At 56.3% G+C, this 19,504-nt stretch carries 20 protein-coding genes and 1 other annotated feature; of the genes, 14 read left to right on the top strand and 6 right to left on the bottom strand.

Annotation, left to right across the window (positions count from 1 at the left end):
- Window positions 1-25: 25 nt before the first annotated feature.
- Window positions 26-2,623 carry a type I DNA topoisomerase gene (gene topA / locus ACOTZB_RS00510; protein ID WP_047651111.1) on the bottom strand — a complete coding sequence of 866 codons (2,598 nt, stop codon included), beginning with the start codon at window positions 2,621-2,623 and terminating at the stop codon, window positions 26-28.
- A gap of 399 nt (window positions 2,624-3,022) precedes the next feature.
- Here topA and ACOTZB_RS00505 point away from each other — a divergent pair, with 399 nt between their 5' ends.
- On the top strand, window positions 3,023-3,274 hold the full coding sequence (locus ACOTZB_RS00505; RefSeq protein WP_023312072.1) for a YciN family protein: 252 nt from the start codon (window positions 3,023-3,025) through the stop codon (window positions 3,272-3,274).
- Between the two features lie 34 nt (window positions 3,275-3,308).
- Here ACOTZB_RS00505 and sohB read toward each other — a convergent pair whose 3' ends face one another.
- Window positions 3,309-4,355: a protease SohB gene (gene sohB / locus ACOTZB_RS00500; protein ID WP_337279931.1), complete on the bottom strand. Its 1,047-nt coding sequence runs from the start codon at window positions 4,353-4,355 to the stop codon at window positions 3,309-3,311.
- A gap of 251 nt (window positions 4,356-4,606) precedes the next feature.
- Between sohB and ACOTZB_RS00495 the strand changes: the two genes are divergently transcribed.
- Entirely contained in the window at window positions 4,607-5,368 is a 762-nt protein-coding gene (locus ACOTZB_RS00495) for a YciK family oxidoreductase (protein WP_039263558.1), read from the top strand.
- A complete protein-coding gene (gene cobO, locus ACOTZB_RS00490) occupies window positions 5,365-5,955 on the top strand; it encodes a cob(I)yrinic acid a,c-diamide adenosyltransferase (RefSeq protein ID WP_193806717.1) in 591 nt (196 codons plus the stop codon). Before ACOTZB_RS00495 ends, cobO begins: the two co-directional genes overlap by 4 nt.
- A gap of 35 nt (window positions 5,956-5,990) precedes the next feature.
- Here cobO and rluB read toward each other — a convergent pair whose 3' ends face one another.
- From rluB to rnm, 3 genes are all read right to left on the bottom strand, one after another.
- Window positions 5,991-6,866 carry a 23S rRNA pseudouridine(2605) synthase RluB gene (gene rluB / locus ACOTZB_RS00485; protein ID WP_023312076.1) on the bottom strand — a complete coding sequence of 292 codons (876 nt, stop codon included), beginning with the start codon at window positions 6,864-6,866 and terminating at the stop codon, window positions 5,991-5,993.
- A 96-nt stretch (window positions 6,867-6,962) separates the two neighbouring features.
- Window positions 6,963-7,583, bottom strand: coding sequence for an L-threonylcarbamoyladenylate synthase (locus tag ACOTZB_RS00480; RefSeq protein WP_003856793.1), 621 nt, complete (start codon window positions 7,581-7,583; stop codon window positions 6,963-6,965).
- Window positions 7,580-8,461, bottom strand: a complete 882-nt coding sequence (gene rnm / locus ACOTZB_RS00475) for an RNase RNM (protein WP_047651115.1) — start codon at window positions 8,459-8,461, stop codon at window positions 7,580-7,582. Before rnm ends, ACOTZB_RS00480 begins: the two co-directional genes overlap by 4 nt.
- 139 nt (window positions 8,462-8,600) lie before the next feature.
- Here rnm and trpL point away from each other — a divergent pair, with 139 nt between their 5' ends.
- From trpL to ACOTZB_RS00430, 9 genes are all read left to right on the top strand, one after another.
- A complete protein-coding gene (gene trpL, locus ACOTZB_RS00470; protein ID WP_106993556.1) occupies window positions 8,601-8,645 on the top strand; it encodes a trp operon leader peptide in 45 nt (14 codons plus the stop codon).
- Window positions 8,622-8,715: a sequence feature (Trp leader region), on the top strand. (Overlaps the previous gene by 24 nt.)
- Before the next feature lie 23 nt (window positions 8,716-8,738).
- Window positions 8,739-10,301, top strand: coding sequence for an anthranilate synthase component 1 (locus tag ACOTZB_RS00465; protein WP_421626208.1), 1,563 nt, complete (start codon window positions 8,739-8,741; stop codon window positions 10,299-10,301).
- On the top strand, window positions 10,301-11,896 hold the full coding sequence (gene trpD / locus ACOTZB_RS00460; protein WP_126328721.1) for a bifunctional anthranilate synthase glutamate amidotransferase component TrpG/anthranilate phosphoribosyltransferase TrpD: 1,596 nt from the start codon (window positions 10,301-10,303) through the stop codon (window positions 11,894-11,896). The genes ACOTZB_RS00465 and trpD overlap by 1 nt, the downstream gene beginning before the upstream one ends.
- A gap of 3 nt (window positions 11,897-11,899) precedes the next feature.
- Entirely contained in the window at window positions 11,900-13,258 is a 1,359-nt protein-coding gene (gene trpCF, locus ACOTZB_RS00455) for a bifunctional indole-3-glycerol-phosphate synthase TrpC/phosphoribosylanthranilate isomerase TrpF (RefSeq protein WP_047651118.1), read from the top strand.
- Between the two features lie 10 nt (window positions 13,259-13,268).
- Complete coding sequence (gene trpB, locus ACOTZB_RS00450; protein ID WP_023312081.1) at window positions 13,269-14,462, top strand: tryptophan synthase subunit beta; 1,194 nt, start codon at window positions 13,269-13,271, stop codon at window positions 14,460-14,462.
- On the top strand, window positions 14,462-15,271 hold the full coding sequence (trpA, locus tag ACOTZB_RS00445; RefSeq protein ID WP_421626207.1) for a tryptophan synthase subunit alpha: 810 nt from the start codon (window positions 14,462-14,464) through the stop codon (window positions 15,269-15,271). The genes trpB and trpA overlap by 1 nt, the downstream gene beginning before the upstream one ends.
- 181 nt (window positions 15,272-15,452) lie before the next feature.
- Entirely contained in the window at window positions 15,453-16,664 is a 1,212-nt protein-coding gene (yedE, locus tag ACOTZB_RS00440) for a selenium metabolism membrane protein YedE/FdhT (RefSeq protein ID WP_421626206.1), read from the top strand.
- Entirely contained in the window at window positions 16,661-16,894 is a 234-nt protein-coding gene (gene yedF, locus ACOTZB_RS00435; protein WP_045355898.1) for a sulfurtransferase-like selenium metabolism protein YedF, read from the top strand. The genes yedE and yedF overlap by 4 nt, the downstream gene beginning before the upstream one ends.
- 126 nt (window positions 16,895-17,020) lie before the next feature.
- Window positions 17,021-17,359 (top strand): hypothetical protein, encoded by a 339-nt coding sequence (locus tag ACOTZB_RS00430; RefSeq protein ID WP_047174179.1) that lies wholly within the window; start codon window positions 17,021-17,023, stop codon window positions 17,357-17,359.
- Between the two features lie 46 nt (window positions 17,360-17,405).
- Here the strand turns inward: ACOTZB_RS00430 and ompW are convergent, their stop codons facing one another.
- Window positions 17,406-18,038, bottom strand: a complete 633-nt coding sequence (gene ompW, locus ACOTZB_RS00425; protein WP_023312086.1) for an outer membrane protein OmpW — start codon at window positions 18,036-18,038, stop codon at window positions 17,406-17,408.
- Between the two features lie 282 nt (window positions 18,039-18,320).
- Between ompW and ACOTZB_RS00420 the strand changes: the two genes are divergently transcribed.
- A complete protein-coding gene (locus ACOTZB_RS00420) occupies window positions 18,321-18,725 on the top strand; it encodes a YkgJ family cysteine cluster protein (protein WP_047651122.1) in 405 nt (134 codons plus the stop codon).
- A gap of 25 nt (window positions 18,726-18,750) precedes the next feature.
- Window positions 18,751-19,494: a YciC family protein gene (locus tag ACOTZB_RS00415; protein WP_047651123.1), complete on the top strand. Its 744-nt coding sequence runs from the start codon at window positions 18,751-18,753 to the stop codon at window positions 19,492-19,494.
- The last annotated feature ends 10 nt before the right edge of the window (window positions 19,495-19,504 follow it).

Genomic DNA, 19,504 nt, shown 5'->3' with positions numbered 1-19,504 from the left:
ACAGGTAAGTTACGGTAAGGGAAGATTATTTCTTGCCTTCAACCCATTTGCCATCGACAAAGAAGGCTGACCATCCGGTCGCTTTACCCTCTTTCTCGGCCGCAACATACTGCTGCTTAGTTTTACGGCTAAACCGTACCACGGTTTTGTTGCCTTCCGGATCCTGCTGTGGCGCATCGGCCAGATAACGCAATTTCTCAGGCAGACGATCGCGGAAGCGATGCAGCTCTTCCACCAGCGGCGCGCGCGTTTCACGCGATTTCGGGAAGGTGTTGGCGGCCAGGAAGACACCTGCGGCACCATCACGCAGCACGAAGTACGCGTCGGATTTCTCGCACGGCAGTTCTGGCAGCGGAACCGGATCTTCCTTAGGAGGAGCCACTTCGCCGTTACGCAGAATTTTGCGCGTGTTTTTACACTCGTCGTTGGTACAGGCCATGTACTTACCGAAACGCCCCATTTTCAGGTGCATTTCAGAGCCACACTTCTCGCACTCCACAATCGGGCCGTCATAGCCTTTAATGCGGAACTCACCCTCTTCGATCTCATACCCGTCACACGTTGGATTATTACCACAGACGTGCAGCTTACGTTTTGGATCGATCAGATAGCTGTCCATTGCCGTGCCGCATTTTTTGCAGCGGCGTTTGGCACGCAGAGCGTTTGTTTCCGCATCATCACCTTCCAGCACGTTGAGCACTTCGTTCTCAGGCACCAGGTTGATAGTGGTTTTGCAGCGCTCTTTTGGTGACAGCGCATAGCCGGAGCAGCCAAGGAACACGCCCGTGGTTGCGGTGCGGATCCCCATCTTGCGGCCGCAGGTTGGACAGTCGATGCTGGTCAGAACCATCTGGTTAGGCAGCATACCGCCCTCTTCAGGGTCTTTTTCCGCTTTTTCAAGCTGGTCGGTAAAGTCACTGAAGAAGCTGTCGAGGACCTTTTTCCATTCCGCCTGATGGCTGGCAACCTGGTCGAGGCTGTCTTCCATTTGCGCGGTGAAATCGTAGTTCATCAACTCGCGGAAGTTTGCTTCCAGACGGTCAGTGACGATCTCACCCATTTTTTCCGCATAGAAACGGCGGTTTTCAACGCGCACGTAGCCACGGTCCTGAATGGTCGAGATGATGGACGCGTAGGTCGATGGACGACCAATACCGCGTTTTTCCAGCTCTTTCACCAGGGACGCTTCGCTAAAGCGCGCAGGCGGCTTGGTGAAGTGCTGTGCCGGAACCAGATCGACAAGCGACAACTCGTCACCTTTGTTCACCGCCGGCAGCGTCCGGTCTTCATCACCTTTACGCAGCGCAGGCATCACCTTCGTCCAGCCGTCGAAACGCAGGATACGACCGCGCGCTTTGAGACGGAACTCGCCCGCGCCAACGGTCAGCGTGGTGGAGTCGTACTGCGCTGGCGTCATCTGGCACGCCACGAACTGGCGCCAGATCAGCTGATACAGTTTCTGCGCGTCGGCTTCCATGTCTTTCAGCGATTCCGCTAACACCGAGACGTCAGAAGGACGAATCGCTTCGTGCGCTTCCTGAGAGTTCTCTTTGCTGGCGAACTGGTTAGCGCTTTCCGGCAGGTATTTCTTACCGAAGTTGTCGCTGATGTAGCCGCGGACCATGTTGACCGCGTCCTGGCTCAGGTTGGTTGAGTCGGTACGCATGTAGGTGATGTAGCCCGCTTCATACAGGCGCTGAGCCATCATCATCGTTTTCTTCACGCCATAACCCAGACGCGTGCTTGCAGCCTGTTGCAGCGTGGAGGTAATAAACGGCGCACCCGGCTTGCTGCTGGTCGGTTTGTCTTCACGTTCCAGCACCTGATAGCGTGCTTTTTCCAGCAGCGCTACGGCGGCCATGGTCTGGTCGCGGTTTTCTGGACGGAAAGGCTTGTCGTTGTGATGGCTCACCTGCAGCGGCAGAGCGTCACCGCCCGGCGTGGTCACATTGGCATCGACTTCCCAGAACTCTTCCGGCACGAAGGCTTTAATTTCGCGCTCACGCTCAACGACCAGACGTACGGCGACGGATTGCACACGCCCTGCGGACAGGCCACGGGCAATCTTCTTCCACAGCAGTGGAGAGACCATGTAGCCCACAACTCGGTCCATAAAGCGACGTGCCTGCTGTGCGTTTACGCGGTCAATATTCAGTTCGCCCGGCTTCTCAAACGCCTGACGAATCGCATTCTTCGTAATTTCGTTAAACACTACACGGCTGTAGCGTTTGTCATCACCACCGATCACTTCCCGCAGGTGCCACGCAATGGCTTCCCCTTCGCGGTCAAGGTCGGTTGCGAGATAGATGTGGTCTGCTTTTTCAGCAAGCTGCTTCAGCTCGTTAACGACTTTTTCTTTCCCGGGCAGCACTTCATATTGTGCATCCCAGTTATGCCATGGGTTTACACCCATGCGGTTGACAAGCGCGCTACGTTCATCCTTTTTAGGCTTTTTAGCCCCTTTGGTGGAGGTAGAGTCTGCGCTCTTTTTGCTGGCTGAGCCACTGGTCGGCAAATCGCGGATATGACCCACGCTGGACTTAACCACGTAGTCATTACCCAGATACTTATTGATCGTTTTGGCTTTTGCCGGGGACTCAACGATGACGAGAGCTTTACCCATATTCACCTTTACCTAATTTAATTCTTCCAGGAATACGCCGCACGTTGATTTCCCTTCCGCTGACGACGAGCCAATGATATTGCGACTGCGTCAGGAGATATCAACCCCTTTGTCTTACCGGACGTTAATGAGAAGACGCCCAGGTGATTGAGTTTTCGGGTATTTTTCTCACATTTCGTGTAATTCGTGACGAATTCCCGGTTGAATGTCAAGCAATTCTGTTGCCAGAATGACGAAAGCGCACACTCTACCTGATAAAATTCGTTACGCAACTTTATTAGCATGCAAAAGCAGATCCTGCCAGCCAGGGCCCTGCACCTTATCCCCTCACATTACAGGGAAAATTTGCCCCCAAAGCGCCCTCGGCGTAGACTATTGTCACTGTTTAAGGAGTGGATTATGCAGAATACGACCCAACCTATTGACCGAGCCTCTCTGCTTATCGAAGCAAATAAGCTTATCCGTGACCATGAAGATACGCTGGCAGGCATTGAAGCCACCGGCGTAGAGCAGCGTAATGGCGTGCTGATTTTCAGCGGCGAATACTTCCTTGACGAACAGGGTTTACCGACCCCGAAAAGCACCGCCGTGTTTAACATGTTCAAATACCTGGCGCATACGCTTTCAGAGAAATATCACCTGGTCGATTAACGCAAAACGCGAGGCATATGCCTCGCGTTTTTGTTTACAGCAGCGGTTTTTGCCCGCGCTGTAGCCAGCGCAGCAGCAGACGATCCGCGCTTTCTGCGGCACTGTTGGTAAAGCGATCAAGGAGTCGCTTACGCTGGGTAAAACGCACGCCCACCAGTTCCCGGCCTTCCATCAGATTGAGCAGCAGATCGTCGCTGGTTCCGACTTCATCCACCAGCCCTTTCTCCTGCGCCTGGACGCCGTACCAGTGCTCGCCCGTCGCGACCTGTTCAATGTCGAGCGTTGGGCGCATACGGTGTACAAAATCTTTAAAGAGATGATGCGTTTCGTTGAGATCTTCGCGGAATTTTTGACGCCCTTCTTCCGTGTTTTCCCCCAGCAGCGTCAGGGTACGTTTGTACTGACCCGCCGTGTGAAGTTCGATATCAATCTCTTTATTTTTCAGGAAGCGGTTAAAGTTCGGAATTTGCGCGACCACGCCGATCGAGCCAATAATGGAGAACGGCGCGGCAACAATTTTGTCCGCCACGCAGGCCATCATGTAGCCACCGCTCGCCGCCACTTTATCCACGGCCACGGTCAGCGGGATCTCTTTTTCACGCAGGCGCTGCAGCTGTGAGGCGGCCAGTCCGTAACCGTGAACCACCCCGCCCGGGCTTTCAAGGCGCACGACAACCTGATCCTGCGGTGTCGCCACGGCCAGAACGGCGGTCACTTCTTCCCGCAGAGAAGACACTTCATGCGCATCCATACTGCCTTTAAAATCGAGCACATAGACGCGTGGCGTGGCCTTATCCTGCGGCGCATTGAGCTTTGCTTTTGCCTTTGCCGCTTTGCCTTCCTGTTTATGCTTTTTCTTCTGCGCTTTCTGCCAGAGTTTCTGTTGATGACTATCAAGCAGCGCCAGAGACATCTCTTCCTGCATCTCTTTATACTGCTCGCTCAGGCGGGTGATGCGTAACTCCCCACGCTGACGCTTGCGCTGCGTCAGGTTGACAATCAGAACGGCTACCACCGCAATGGCAACCACCACCGTCGCGATTTTGGCCAAAAATAACCCATATTGAGAAAGTAATTCCACGCGTTCCACCTTGATTTAACCACGAATCTTTCACGGCAGTGTACAACAGCCCTGCCCATGCGTCTCGCTCGTGACATTACCTCTGCGAGCCGCCTTCAGGAATCCCCGGGCTGGAGTTTAAATATTTGCAAATTGTTAATTTTACAGTAATGCGTCCTGTAGACTGATTGAATTATCAGGCGAATTCGGGCATAAAGCCGAAAAGTCATTTTAAAGGCGCCATTGCGTCACCGGTCGCCTGAGGAGTCACCGTGCATTATCAACCGCAAAAAAATCTGCTGCAAAACCGGATTATTCTTGTCACCGGTGCCAGCGACGGGATTGGCCGCGAGGCGGCCCTGACATACGCCGAATATGGCGCCAACGTCATTCTGATCGGGCGCAACGAAGAAAAACTGAAAAACGTCGCTCAGGAGATTGAGGCCGTATGCGGCACGCCGGCCCCGTGGTATACGCTCGATTTACTGACCTGCACCCCTGCGGTGTGCCAGGAATTAGCCCAGCGCATCAGCGCTCACTATCCGAGACTCGACGGCGTGCTGCATAACGCCGGTTTGTTAGGTGAAGTGCGTCCGATGGATGAACAGGATCCGGATATCTGGCAGCAGGTGATGCAGGTTAACGTCAACGGCACGTTTTTCCTCACGCAGGCATTGCTTCCTTTATTACTCAAATCCGAGTCTGGCTCACTGGTCTTTACCTCCTCCAGCGTAGGTCGCGAGGGGCGCGCAAACTGGGGTGCTTATGCCGTATCAAAATTCGCCACCGAAGGCATGATGCAGGTGCTGGCGGAGGAGTATCAGAGCCGTCATCTTCGCGTGAACTGCATCAACCCGGGCGGTACGCGCACCAAAATGCGCGCCAGCGCGTTCCCGAGCGAAGATCCGCAGAAGCTGAAAACCCCGGCAGACATTATGCCGCTCTATCTCTGGCTGATGGGCGACGACAGCCGCCGCAAGACCGGGATGACCTTTGATGCCCAGCCGGGCCGTAAACCGGGAATTTCGCAATGAGTGAAGAACGTCATCAGCAGCGCCAGCAGCGTCTGAAAGAACAGGTCGATGCGCGGGTCGCGGCGGCACAGGACGAACGTGGGATCGTCATCGTTTTTACCGGCAATGGAAAAGGGAAAACCACCGCCGCATTCGGCACGGCGACACGCGCCGTCGGTCACGGGCAAAAAGTGGGCGTGATCCAGTTTATCAAAGGCGAATGGCCCAACGGTGAGCGAAATTTGCTTGAGCCTCACGGCGTTGAGTTTCAGGTGATGGCGACCGGGTTTACGTGGGATACCCAGAACCGGGAAACGGACACCGCCGCCTGTCTCGCCGTCTGGGAGCATGCAAAGAGAATGCTGGCCGATCCCTCGCTGAATATAGTTCTGCTGGATGAGATCACCTATATGGTCGCCTACGACTACCTGCCGCTGGAAGCAGTGCTGGATGCTCTGAAGAATCGTCCTGTACACCAGACGGTTATCGTCACGGGGCGCGGGTGTCATCGGGATATTCTGGAGATGGCCGATACCGTCAGCGAGCTGCGTCCGGTCAAACACGCGTTTGATGCAGGCATCAAAGCGCAAATTGGAATTGATTACTAAAGAAAAAAGCCCGGCGCGTTGACCGGGCTTTTATATTAACCGTTGTTGTTACGGCTGCCGGAGCGGCGGCTGCTGCTCACCTGGCTGTGTCGCTTCACCGCGCGACGGATCTGATTCGCCTTCATGCGACGACGATCTTTTTCCACCGCCACTTTTGAGGTGGTTTCCGGCGTCAGGCCGACCAGCTCGCGCAGGTAGTTGGTTTGGGTCAGATCCAGTTCGGTATAACCCCCGCGCGGCAGACCTTTTGGCAGCAGAATGTCGCCGTAACGGACGCGGATCAGGCGGCTCACCTGCACGCCTACCGCTTCCCAGAGACGACGCACCTCGCGGTTACGGCCTTCGGTCAGGGTCACGTTGTACCACTGGTTAATGCCTTCCCCACCGGTAAACTTGATGGTTTTGAACGCCGCAGGACCGTCTTCCAGCTGAACGCCACGCGACAGATCGCGCAGTTTATTTTCGTCAACCTGGCCAAATACGCGCACCGCGTATTCACGTTCCACTTCACGGCTTGGGTGCATCAGACGGTTTGCCAGTTCACCATCGGTGGTAAACAGCAGCAGACCGCAGGTGTTCACGTCCAGACGACCAACGGCAATCCAGCGAGCGCCACGCAGTTTAGGCAGACGGTCAAACACCGTCGGGCGACCTTCCGGGTCGTTGCGGGTGCACAGCTCGCCTTCTGGCTTGTAGTAAGCCAGCACGCGGCAGATCTGTTCAGCGGACTCTTTCACGGAGATAAGATGACCGTCGATGCGGATCTTCAGCCCCGGTACGATTTCTACGCGGTCACCCAGCGTGGCGATTTTACCGTCCACACTCACGCGGCCCGCTTCAATAATGGCTTCGATTTCACGGCGTGAACCGTGGCCGGCACGCGCCAGCACTTTCTGTAACTTCTCGCTCATTGAGCTTCCTCAGGTGTCGCCTTCACAGGCGTCGAATCAGGTCAAAAGAGGGCTGAGCCCTGCTTTGATGGCCGCGTAGTATATCTGCTTATACCCTTACAAGAAAGGCTTTACGTCACCCACGCCTTCACGAATGACTTCCGGTGCATCTTCGGTTAAGTCGACCACGGTGGTCGGCTGCTGGCCGAGATAGCCGCCGTGAATAATCAGCTCGACCACCTTCTCCAGACGATCTTTGATCTCTTCCGGGTCGGACTCGGTAAACTCGCTGCCAGGCAGCATCAGTGAGGTAGAAAGCATCGGTTCGCCGAGGGTTTCCAGCAGCGCCTGCGCAATCGGGTTAGACGGCACGCGCATGCCGATGGTTTTACGTTTTTCCTGCAGCAGTCGACGCGGTACTTCCTTCGTGCCCTTCAGGATGAAGGTGTAGTTGCCCGGCGTGTTGTTCTTAATCAGACGAAACGCCACGTTATCGACATAAGCATAGGTCGACAGCTCAGAGAGATCGCGGCACATCAGGGTAAAGTTATGGCCGTCCGGCAGCTGGCGAATACGGCAAATGCGCTCCATTGCCCCTTTATCTTCTATTTTGCAGCCCAGCGCGTAGCCTGAATCGGTCGGGTAGACAATCACGCCGCCTTTGCGGACGATCTCCACGGCCTGGTTAATCAGGCGTGGCTGCGGGTTATCCGGATGGATATAGAAAAACTGACTCATACTTCCCTCTCTTCAATTTGCTGCGGCTGTTCCCAGAGCTGCCAGACCGGCTCAACGCCAGCGGGCAGCCAGAGCTTGCGCCCCAGTTCGATCCACGCACAGGGCTGATGGAAATCAGAGCCCTGAGACCCAACCAGGCCGAACTGGCGTGCATAGGTCGCGAGCTGCGCGCGCTCGTTGGGCGCCTGCTGACACTGGGCGACTTCCATCGCCTCGCCACCGCATTCGGCAAAGTGTGCCAGCAGCCTTTTCAGCCATTTAGCAGAAAGATTATACCGCCCCGGATGGGCCAGCACGGCCTTACCGCCAGAATGATGAATCACATCAATAGCTTGTTTTATTGTACACCACTGTGGTGGAACGTATCCGGTTTTCCCGCGCGCCAGATACTTTTTAAAGACATCCGCCATGTTCGTCGCTTTGCCGGCTTCAACCAGAAAACGGGCGAAATGACCGCGGGTGACCGCCCCGCCGTTCGCCATCTTTTGCGCGCCTTCCAGCGCGCCCGGAATATGCGCCTTTTCCAGACGCTCGCCGATCATCTCTGCGCGCTGATTGCGGCGCGTTTTTTGTTCTTGCAAAAAAGCCGTAAGTGCCGGATGGTCTATATCGATATTCAGGCCAACAATATGAATCTCATGATTTTCCCAGACGGTCGAGATCTCGACGCCGGACACCAGATTCAGCGCCAGCCCGCTGCGGGCAATCTCGGCGCGCGCCGCCGGAATGGCATCAGTGGTATCGTGATCGGTTATCGCCAGCGTGCCGACGCGCATTTCAACGGCGCGATGAACCAGGGCTTCGGGTGTCAGCAGGCCATCAGAGGCCTGAGTATGGCTATGTAAATCATAAATAATGGCGTAGGTGGTATCGCTCAAAGCACTTCCCGTAACAGGTTGGAGACATCCGAAAACACCATGATACCGACTTAACGCGAAATTCTGAAATCAAGGGTTGACAACTGGCCATCGAACTAGTTAACTAGTACGCAAGTTCACACGAGAAAGGTATCTGAAAATGACAGCACATTTCACTCTGCACGGCTGGTGGCGCACTTCCTGATCTTCGGGCAGTGTCACGCGTCTGCAAAATGCAAACAGATACCCGCCCGCTACCCAGCGGGCTTTTTTTTGAACAAAATATGAGAACAACAATATGCAAACAGCCAAACCTCATCTCGAACTGTTGACCTGCGAGGCGGCCTATCGCCACAACCCGACCGCGCTGTTTCATCAGGTGTGCGGGGCTCGTCCGGCAACGCTGCTGCTTGAGTCTGCGGATATCGACAGCAAGGACGATCTCAAAAGCCTGCTGCTGGTCGACAGCGCGCTGCGCATTACCGCTTTAGGTGACACTGTCACCATCAAGGCATTGTCAGACAATGGCGCATCGCTGCTGCCGCTGCTGGATGCCGCCCTGCCGTCGGGCATTGAAAATGAACGTCATCCAGAAATGCGCATTCTGCATTTCCCGCCGGTGAGCCAGCTGCTGGACGAAGACGCGCGCCTCTGCTCCCTGTCCGTTTTCGATGCCTTCCGCCTGCTGCAGAACCTTGTCACCGTACCGGAAGACGAGCGAGAGGCGATGTTCTTTGGGGGGCTGTTTGCTTATGACCTGGTCGCCGGATTTGAAGATTTGCCGGAAACCGAGCAGGGTAATCGCTGCCCAGACTATTGCTTTTATCTGGCCGAAACCCTGCTGGTGATCGACCATCAGAAACAATACACCCGCATTCAGGCCAGCCTGTTTACGCCTTCGACCGCTGAGAAAAACCGTCTTGAGCATCGCATCGCTCAACTGCAGCAGCAGATGACGGAAGCGCCGCCTGCGCTGCCGGTGCAGCGTGTAGAGAAAATGACCTGCGACGTTAACCAGACTGACGATCAGTATGGCGCCGTGGTTCGCCAGATGCAAAAAGCGATTCGCGCCGGGGAAATTTTCCAGGTCGTGCCGTCCCGTCGCTTCTCACTGCCCTGCCCGTCTCCGCTGGCGGCCTACGACGTGCTGAAGAAAAGCAATCCAAGCCCGTACATGTTCTTCATGCAGGACAACGAATTCACGCTGTTCGGCGCCTCGCCGGAAAGCTCGCTGAAATACGACGCCACCACCCGTCAGATTGAGATCTACCCGATCGCCGGTACCCGTCCTCGCGGACGTCGCGCCGATGGCTCGCTGGACCGGGATCTGGACAGCCGCATCGAGCTGGAGATGCGTACCGACCACAAAGAACTCTCCGAGCACCTGATGCTGGTTGACCTGGCGCGTAACGATCTGGCACGCATTTGCACCCCAGGCAGCCGCTACGTGGCGGACCTGACCAAAGTCGACCGCTATTCATTCGTGATGCACCTGGTCTCACGCGTGGTCGGCGAGCTGCGTCACGATCTCGACGTGCTGCACGCCTACCGCGCCTGTATGAACATGGGCACCCTCAGCGGCGCGCCGAAAGTACGCGCCATGCAGCTGATTGCCGCCGCCGAAGGACGCCGTCGCGGCAGCTACGGCGGCGCGGTAGGTTACTTCACCGCCCACGGCGACCTTGATACCTGCATAGTGATCCGCTCCGCCTATGTCGAAGACGGGATTGCCACCGTCCAGGCGGGTGCCGGGATTGTTCTTGATTCCGTTCCGCAGTCTGAAGCTGACGAAACGCGCAGTAAAGCCCGAGCGGTCCTTCGCGCCATTGCTACCGCACACCATGCACAGGAGATTTTCTGATGGCTGACATTCTGCTGCTCGATAATATCGACTCCTTTACCTACAACCTGGCAGATCAGCTGCGTGCGAATGGCCATAACGTCGTTATCTACCGCAACCACGTTCCGGCCCAGACCCTGATTGACCGCCTGGCCACCATGCAAAACCCGGTGCTGATGCTCTCCCCGGGGCCAGGCGCACCGAGCGAAGCGGGCTGTATGCCGGAGCTGCTGACCCGTATGCGCGGCAAGCTGCCGATAATCGGCATCTGCCTCGGCCATCAGGCGATTGTTGAAGCCTACGGCGGCTACGTTGGCCAGGCGGGTGAGATCCTGCACGGTAAAGCGTCCAGCATTGAACATGACGGCCAGGCGATGTTTGCCGGGCTGCCGAACCCGCTCCCGGTCGCGCGCTACCACTCGCTGGTCGGCAGCAACATTCCCGCCGGGCTGACGATCAACGCCTCGTTTGAAGGGATGGTAATGGCGGTACGTCACGACGCGGATCGCGTTTGCGGGATGCAGTTCCATCCGGAATCGATCCTGACCTCCCATGGCGCCCGTCTGCTCGAGCAGACGCTGGACTGGGCGTTGCAGAAGCTGGAGCAGACCAACACCCTGCAGCCGATTCTGGAAAAGCTCTACCAGGCGCAGACCCTGAGCCAGCAGGAGAGCCACCAGCTCTTCTCCGCTGTGGTTCGCGGTGAGCTGAAGCCTGAGCAGCTTGCAGCCGCGCTGGTGAGCATGAAGGTGCGCGGCGAAAGCCCGCAGGAGATTGCCGGTGCCGCCACGGCACTGCTGGAAAATGCCGCCCCGTTCCCGCGCCCGGACTATCAGTTTGCGGATATCGTCGGTACCGGCGGTGACGGCAGTAACAGCATCAATATCTCCACCGCCAGCGCCTTCGTGGCGGCGGCGTGTGGGTTGAAGGTCGCGAAGCACGGCAACCGCAGCGTGTCCAGCCGTTCAGGCTCGTCCGATTTGCTCGCGGCATTCGGCATTAATCTCGATATGAACGCCGAGCGTTCCCGTGAAGCGCTGGATGACCTGGGCGTCTGCTTCCTGTTTGCGCCGAAGTATCACACCGGTTTCCGCCATGCGATGCCGGTTCGTCAGCAGCTTAAAACCCGCACGCTGTTTAACGTGCTTGGCCCGCTGATTAACCCGGCGCACCCGCCGCTGGCGCTGATTGGCGTTTACAGCCCTGAGCTGGTGCTGCCGATTGCCGAGACGCTGCGCGTGCTGGGTTACCAACGTGCCGCCGTGGTGCACAGCGGCGGTATGGATGAAGTGTCACTGCATGCGCCGACGCTGGTTGCCGAACTGCGCGACGGTGAAATCCTCAGTTACCAGCTTGAAGCCGCTGACTTTGGTTTAACCCCGTATCACCAGGAAGCGCTGGCTGGCGGTACGCCGGAAGAAAACCGTGACATTCTCACGCGCTTATTACAAGGTAAAGGTGAGGTCGCCCATGAGGCCGCCGTTGCTGCCAACGTCGCCATGCTGATGCGTTTGCACGGTGAGGAAGACCTGAAGGCCAACGTTCAAAAAGTTCTGGATGTACTGCGCTCCGGTGCAGCTTACGATCGCGTTACCGCACTTGCGGCAAGAGGGTAAAGAATGCAGACCGTTTTAGCGAAAATCGTTGCCGATAAGGCCATCTGGGTGGAAGCCCGCAAGCAACAGCAGCCGCTTGCCAGTTTCCAGAATGACGTCGTCCCGAGCAGCCGTCGTTTCTATGACGCCCTGCGGGGTACACGCACCGCGTTTATTCTTGAGTGCAAAAAAGCGTCCCCGTCCAAAGGCGTTATTCGTGACGATTTCGACCCGGCGCGTATTGCCGGCATTTATAAGCATCACGCGTCAGCCATCTCCGTGCTGACGGATGAGAAATATTTTCAGGGCAGCTTCGATTTTCTGCCGATCGTCAGCGGCATCGCGCCGCAGCCGATCCTGTGCAAAGACTTTATTATCGACCCGTATCAGATTTGGCTGGCGCGCTTTTACCAGGCCGACGCCTGCCTGCTTATGCTCTCGGTGCTCGACGACGAGCAGTATCGCCAGCTTTCCGCCGTGGCGCACAGCCTGAACATGGGCGTGCTGACCGAAGTGAGCAACGAAGAGGAGCTGGAGCGCGCGATTGCGCTGGAAGCCAAAGTGGTCGGCATTAACAACCGCGATCTGCGCGACCTGTCCATTGACCTTAACCGTACGCGTCAGCTGGCGCCGCGTCTGGGGTCTGGCGTTACGGTGATCAGCGAATCCGGCATTAACAGCTACGCCCAGGTGCGCGAGCTGAGCCACTTCGCCAACGGGTTCCTGATTGGCTCCGCCATGATGGAACATGACGATCTCAATGCGGCAGTACGTCGCGTGCTGCTGGGTGAAAACAAAGTCTGCGGCTTAACCCGCGAACAGGATGCTCAGGCCGCGTATGAAGCCGGGGCGATTTACGGCGGGCTGATCTTTGTGGACTCCTCTCCTCGCGCGGTCAGCGAAGAGCAGGCGCGTAAGGTCATCGCCGCGGCTCCGCTCAGCTACGTGGGTGTTTTCCGCAATGCAGATATTGCAGACGTTGCGGCCAAAGCCGACGCGTTATCCCTGAGCGCGGTGCAGCTCCACGGCGATGAAGACCAGAGCTATATCGATGCCCTGCGCGCCGCGCTGGCACCGCAGGTACAGATCTGGAAAGCGCAACGCGTTGACGATACGTTGCCCCCGCGTAACCTGAATCACGTGGATAAATACGTCCTCGATAACGGCCAGGGCGGAACCGGCCAGCGTTTTGACTGGTCTCTGCTGAACGGCGAAAAGCTGGACAACGTTCTGCTGGCGGGCGGATTAAGCCCGGACAACTGCGTAGAAGCCGCCAAAACCGGCTGCGCAGGCCTCGATTTCAATTCAGGCGTAGAGTCCCAACCGGGTATCAAAGATGCCAGCAAGCTGGCCTCGGTTTTTAAAACTCTGCGTGCATATTAAGGAAGAGAAGATGACGACATTACTTAACCCGTATTTTGGTGAGTTCGGCGGGATGTACGTCCCGCAAATCCTGATGCCCGCACTGCGCCAGCTGGAAGAAGCGTTTGTCAGCGCGCAGAAGGATCCGGCGTTTCAGGCGGAATTTACCGACCTGCTGAAAAATTACGCCGGTCGTCCAACCGCGCTGACCAAATGCCGCAACCTGACGGAAGGCACCAAAACCACGCTTTATCTGAAGCGTGAAGACCTGCTGCACGGCGGCGCGCATAAAACTAACCAGGTGCTGGGCCAGGCGCTGCTCGCGAAACGTATGGGCAAAACCGAAATCATCGCCGAAACCGGTGCGGGCCAGCACGGCGTGGCCTCTGCGCTTGCCAGCGCCCTGCTCGGCCTGAAATGCCGCATCTATATGGGGGCGAAAGACGTTGAGCGTCAGTCTCCGAACGTCTTCCGCATGCGTCTGATGGGTGCGGAAGTGATCCCGGTGCACAGCGGCTCCGCGACGCTGAAGGATGCCTGTAACGAAGCGCTGCGCGACTGGTCTGGCAGCTACGAAACCGCGCACTATATGCTCGGTACCGCGGCGGGCCCGCACCCGTTCCCGACCATCGTGCGTGAATTCCAGCGCATGATCGGTGAAGAGACCAAAGCGCAGATCCTCGAAAAAGAAGGTCGTCTGCCGGATGCGGTAATCGCCTGCGTCGGCGGCGGATCTAACGCCATCGGTATGTTCGCAGACTTTATCGACGACACCAGCGTGGGTCTGATTGGCGTCGAGCCAGCCGGTCACGGCATTGAATCGGGTGAACACGGCGCGCCGCTGAAGCATGGCCGCGTGGGGATCTACTTCGGGATGAAATCCCCGATGATGCAAACCGATGAGGGCCAGATTGAAGAGTCTTACTCTATCTCTGCCGGCCTCGACTTCCCGTCCGTCGGGCCGCAGCATGCGTATCTGAACAGCACCGGCCGCGCGGACTATGTCTCCATTACCGATGATGAAGCGCTGGAAGCCTTCAAAACGCTGTGCCGCAGCGAAGGGATCATCCCGGCGCTGGAGTCTTCGCACGCGCTGGCGCACGCGCTGAAAATGATGAAAGAAAACCCGGAAAAAGAGCAGCTGCTGGTGGTGAACCTTTCCGGACGCGGTGACAAAGATATCTTCACCGTTCACGATATTCTGAAAGCACGAGGGGAAATCTGATGGAACGCTATGATAACGTATTTGCAGAGCTGAAATCCCGCCAGGAAGGCGCGTTCGTTCCCTTCGTCACCCTGGGCGATCCGGGCCCGGAACAGTCGCTGAAGATTATCGACACCCTGATTGAAGCTGGCGCCGACGCGCTGGAGCTGGGTATTCCGTTCTCCGATCCGCTGGCGGATGGCCCGACCATCCAGAATGCGACGCTGCGCGCATTCGCCTCCGGTGTGACGCCAACCCAGTGCTTCGAGATGCTGGCGGCGATTCGCCAGAAGCACCCGACCATTCCGATCGGCCTGCTGATGTACGCCAACCTGGTCTTTAACCGCGGTATTGATGAGTTCTATGCCGAGTGCGCGCGCGTGGGCGTCGACTCCGTTCTGGTGGCAGACGTGCCGGTTGAGGAGTCCGCACCGTTCCGTCAGGCTGCGATGCGCCATCACGTCGCCCCGATTTTCATCTGCCCGCCGAACGCCGATGACGAACTGCTGCGCCAGATTGCCTCTTACGGGCGCGGCTATACCTACCTGCTCTCCCGCGCGGGCGTGACCGGTGCCGAGAATAAAGCCGCCCTGCCGCTGCATCATCTGGTAGAGAAGCTGGCCGAGTATCATGCCGCGCCTCCGCTGCAGGGCTTCGGGATCTCTTCTCCGGATCAGGTCACCGCGGCAATTGACGCGAAGGCTGCGGGTGCCATCTCCGGCTCCGCGATTGTGAAGATCATCGAGAAGAGCGTGGACAAGCCAGAGCAGATGCTGGCCGAGCTGAAAGCGTTCGTAACGTCAATGAAAGCGGCGACGCGTAAAGCCTGACCCCTCTACCGTCTGGCATCCCTGCCAGACGGTTCCCCTTCCTTCCCCACCTTCTACAACGGATTAACTCAAAATTGATCCCGTCGATATTTTCGGCGTTAATGGCTTTCCATTCTGGCGTGCAAGCGTATGATCTGGACTCTTTTTTATCTCTAATCCTTCTGAGTTCAGAGGCTTATTCATGTCATGGCAATACTTCAAACAGACTTACCTGGTTAAGTTCTGGTCACCTGTCCCGGCCGTTATCGCGGCAGGCACTCTCTCTACCTACTATTTCGGCATTACCGGCACCTTCTGGGCCGTGACCGGCGAGTTCACCCGCTGGGGTGGTCAATTGCTACAGCTCGCAGGCGTACATGCCGAGGAGTGGGGTTACTTTAAACTCATCCATCTGGACGGCACACCGCTCACCCGTATCGACGGGATGATGATTATCGGCATGTTTGGCGGCTGCTTCGCGGCGGCGCTGTGGGCAAACAATGTTAAGTTGCGGATGCCCAAAAGCCGTATTCGCATAATGCAGGCGGTAGTCGGCGGTATCATTGCCGGGTTTGGCGCCCGTCTGGCGATGGGCTGTAACCTGGCCGCTTTCTTTACGGGGATTCCTCAGTTTTCGCTTCACGCCTGGTTCTTTGCTGTCGCCACGGCCATTGGCTCTTACTTTGGTGCCAAATTTACCCTGCTGCCGCTGTTCCGCATTCCGGTGAAAATGACAAAAGTCAGCGCAGCGTCTCCGTTAACCCAGAAACCAGACCAGGCGCGTCGTCGTTTCCGCCTCGGTATGCTGGTCTTTTTAGCTATGGTCGCCTGGGCGCTTTGCACTGCGATGAATCAGCCCAAACTCGGCCTGGCGATGCTGTTCGGCGTGGGTTTTGGTCTGCTCATTGAACGCGCGCAGATCTGCTTTACCTCCGCGTTTCGCGATATGTGGATCACCGGCCGCACGATGATGGCAAAGGCGATTATCGCCGGGATGGCGGTCAGCGCCATCGGCATCTTCAGCTATGTTCAACTGGGCGTCGAACCGAAAATCATGTGGGCCGGTCCTAACGCGGTCATTGGCGGCCTGCTGTTCGGCTTCGGGATCGTGCTGGCTGGCGGGTGTGAAACCGGCTGGATGTACCGCGCCGTTGAAGGTCAGGTGCATTACTGGTGGGTGGGCCTGGGAAATGTTATCGGCTCGACGATCCTGGCTTACTTCTGGGACGATCTGTCTCCGGCGCTTGCCACGAGTTGGGACAAGGTAAACCTGTTGAACACCTTCGGGCCTCTCGGCGGCCTGCTGGTCACCTACGCCCTGCTGCTGGTCGCTTTTTTACTGGTTGTCGCGCAGGAGAAACGCTTCTTCCGTCGCGCGAGTGTTAAAACAGAAACCCAGGAGAATGCTGCATGAAAGAGATCGTGCCCGATTACCGTCTGGATATGGTCGGTGAACCCTGCCCTTATCCGGCTGTTGCCACGCTTGAAGCCCTACCGCAGCTCAAAAGAGGGGAAATTCTGGAAGTGGTCAGCGACTGTCCGCAGTCCATCAACAACATTCCGCTGGATGCGAAAAACCACGGCTACACGGTGCTGGATATCCAGCAGGATGGCCCGACCATTCGCTATTTGATTCAAAAATGATCGCTAAGGGCCTCGCGAGGGGCCTTTATCGTATTGAATTATAAGACATCTTGATCCACGGCAAAAACGCGTTTTTTGACTTAAGTAAAATCTCACTTCCCTTTTGAAGGAGGTTTTCGCGGTTTGATGTATTTACGAGCTTTACTGGTTTTCGCCTTATTGATTCCCTTCCATGCGCTGTCCCTGAATTTCTCTTCTACCTTCCTGCGCCTTAATTGTCCGCAAAGAGGACTGGTCGAGGTCATTCTGCACGTTTATGACCATACCCAGGAACGATGGCACGGCCATTTTGAAACCGGCGCGGGACATAAACGTGCAGGTGATACCGAAATCATCCCGTTTGCCAACGGCGATATTCTCTTTCATTCCCTGTCCAGCGACGCTTTCAGCTATTTATATGATGGAGAAAATATCCTGAGACACTGCGTAAAGCTTGATGAGCGGCCGGTTTATCCGTCGTTTTGAAGTGAGCAAAGCAAACTGGCCACCCTGTGGCCAGTTTGACGGGGGATCAGAAACGATAACCCGCAGAGAACATAAACACCCACGGATCCAGGCGAGTATTGATACTTTGCTGCTGACCGCCCGCCTTGAAGCGTACGTCAGTATCAATATCCATGTACCAGACCGAGGCGTTGATCAGCCAGTCGCGGTTAATCAGATAATCCAGACCGACCTGCCCCGCCATACCCCACGAATCTTTCAGGCTGAGATCGGTCAGACCGGCTTCTTTACCGGTATCGTTAAACTTCTCGTCAAAGAAGGTGGTGTAGTTTACACCGGCGCCAATATAAGGACGCACCTTGCTGCTGGCATCGCCAAAGTACCATTGCGCCATCAGCGTTGGCGGTAAATGGTGAACCGTGGCGATATCACCCGTTGCGCCCAGACCTACGCGATGACGGAACGGCGTTGCAGCCAGAAGCTCAACACCAACGTTTTCCGTCGCCATATAGGTGAACGTTAACCCTAACTGGGTGTTATTACTGACGTTAAAACCGCCCATTCCCAGCACGTTATCCGATCCTTCAGTCGGGCGAACCGTAGCCGAACCGGCACGAATAAAGAATTCGCCTGCTTCATGCGCATACGCGCCGCCAGAGAGACTGCTTAATACAAGGGCTGCCACCGCTAATTTTTTCATATCCGCTCCATCGTTGTGGTTTTAATCGCGGATGAGAATATACTCACAAATGAGTAATAAGTGATCTGCCACAGATCACATTAAAACCAGTAACTTAACATTCATTGATCTGGGTTAATTTTTTGTGGCGTACCGAAAAGCAATAAGTTGTTTCCATGTCAATTTTTGGCATTTCACGGTTACAAAATTTTCCCTTTTCCCCCTCTTGCTCTTCCTCCGACGGCTGGATAATTTATCGCTCTCACAAGTTGATTTGATGCGTTCTTCTTTAGCAGGTGTGCCATGAGTGATATTAACCCGTGCATGACGTGCGGAGCCTGTTGTGCGTATTTTCGAGTCTCTTTCTACTGGGCCGAAGCCAGCGATGGCGGCGGTACCGTTCCGGTTCATCTTACTGAGCCGTTAACGCCCTTTCTGCGCTGCATGAGCGGCACAAACCAAAAGCAGGCCCGCTGCGTGGCGCTACAGGGTGAGCCTGGGGTCTCTACCCGGTGTTCTATCTATGATGACCGGCCCAGCCCGTGCCGGGAATTTGCCATGTCGGGGGAAGATGGCCAGGTCAACGAAGCCTGCAATCGGGCCCGGGCGCGCGTTGGATTACCACCGCTTTACAAAGATATGCTTTTCCATACAAGCCTTGATGCTGCCACAGCAGGTGCATCCGGTGTACAATTGCCGGCTAATTAACACCTGTAATACTCAAGGAGAGTGCATGTCTATCACGGCGAAGTCTGTCTACCGTGACACGGGAAACTTTTTCCGCAATCAGTTCATTACCTTTTTACTGATCGCGTTGCTTTGCGCCTTTATCACGGTGGTGCTGGGCCATGCCTTCTCACCGAGTGAAGAACAGATTGCCAGCCTGAGCCAGGGCGACCATCTTGCGGGTAGCGTGGGGTTGTTTGAGCTGGTGCAAAACATGACGCCGGAACAGCAGCAAATCCTGCTGCGCGCTTCTGCCGCGTCCACGTTCTCAGGCCTGATTGGTAATGCGGTTCTGGCGGGCGGCGTTTTGCTGATGATTCAGCTGGTATCGGCGGGTCACCGGGTCAGCGCCTTACGAGCGATTGGTGCCAGCGCGCCGGTCTTACCTAAGCTGTTTATTCTGATCTTTTTAACCACCCTGCTGGTGCAGATGGGGATTATGCTGGTCGTGGTGCCGGGCGTATTACTGGCTATCGTGCTCTCATTTGCCCCGGTGATGGTTGTGCAGGATAAGATGGGTATTTTTACCGCAATGCGCAGCAGCATCAGGCTGGCATGGGCGAATATGCGTCTGGTGGCACCCGCCGTGATCGGCTGGCTGCTCGCCAAAACGCTCCTGCTGTTGTTTGCACCGAATTTTGCGGTATTAACGCCAAACGTTGGCGCCGTGGTGGCGAATACGCTGAGCAACCTGATTTCAGCGATACTGCTGGTCTATCTGTTCCGCCTGTATATGTTAATTCGTCAGTAATCCTGAGGCG

Origin of the sequence: Enterobacter cloacae complex sp. SHL020, assembly GCF_049236945.1 — a bacterium.
GTDB classification, from domain to species: Bacteria; Pseudomonadota; Gammaproteobacteria; order Enterobacterales; family Enterobacteriaceae; genus Enterobacter; species Enterobacter dykesii.
Note: the sequence above shows the minus strand (reverse complement) of the source record. Positions and strands in the feature narration are given on the sequence as shown.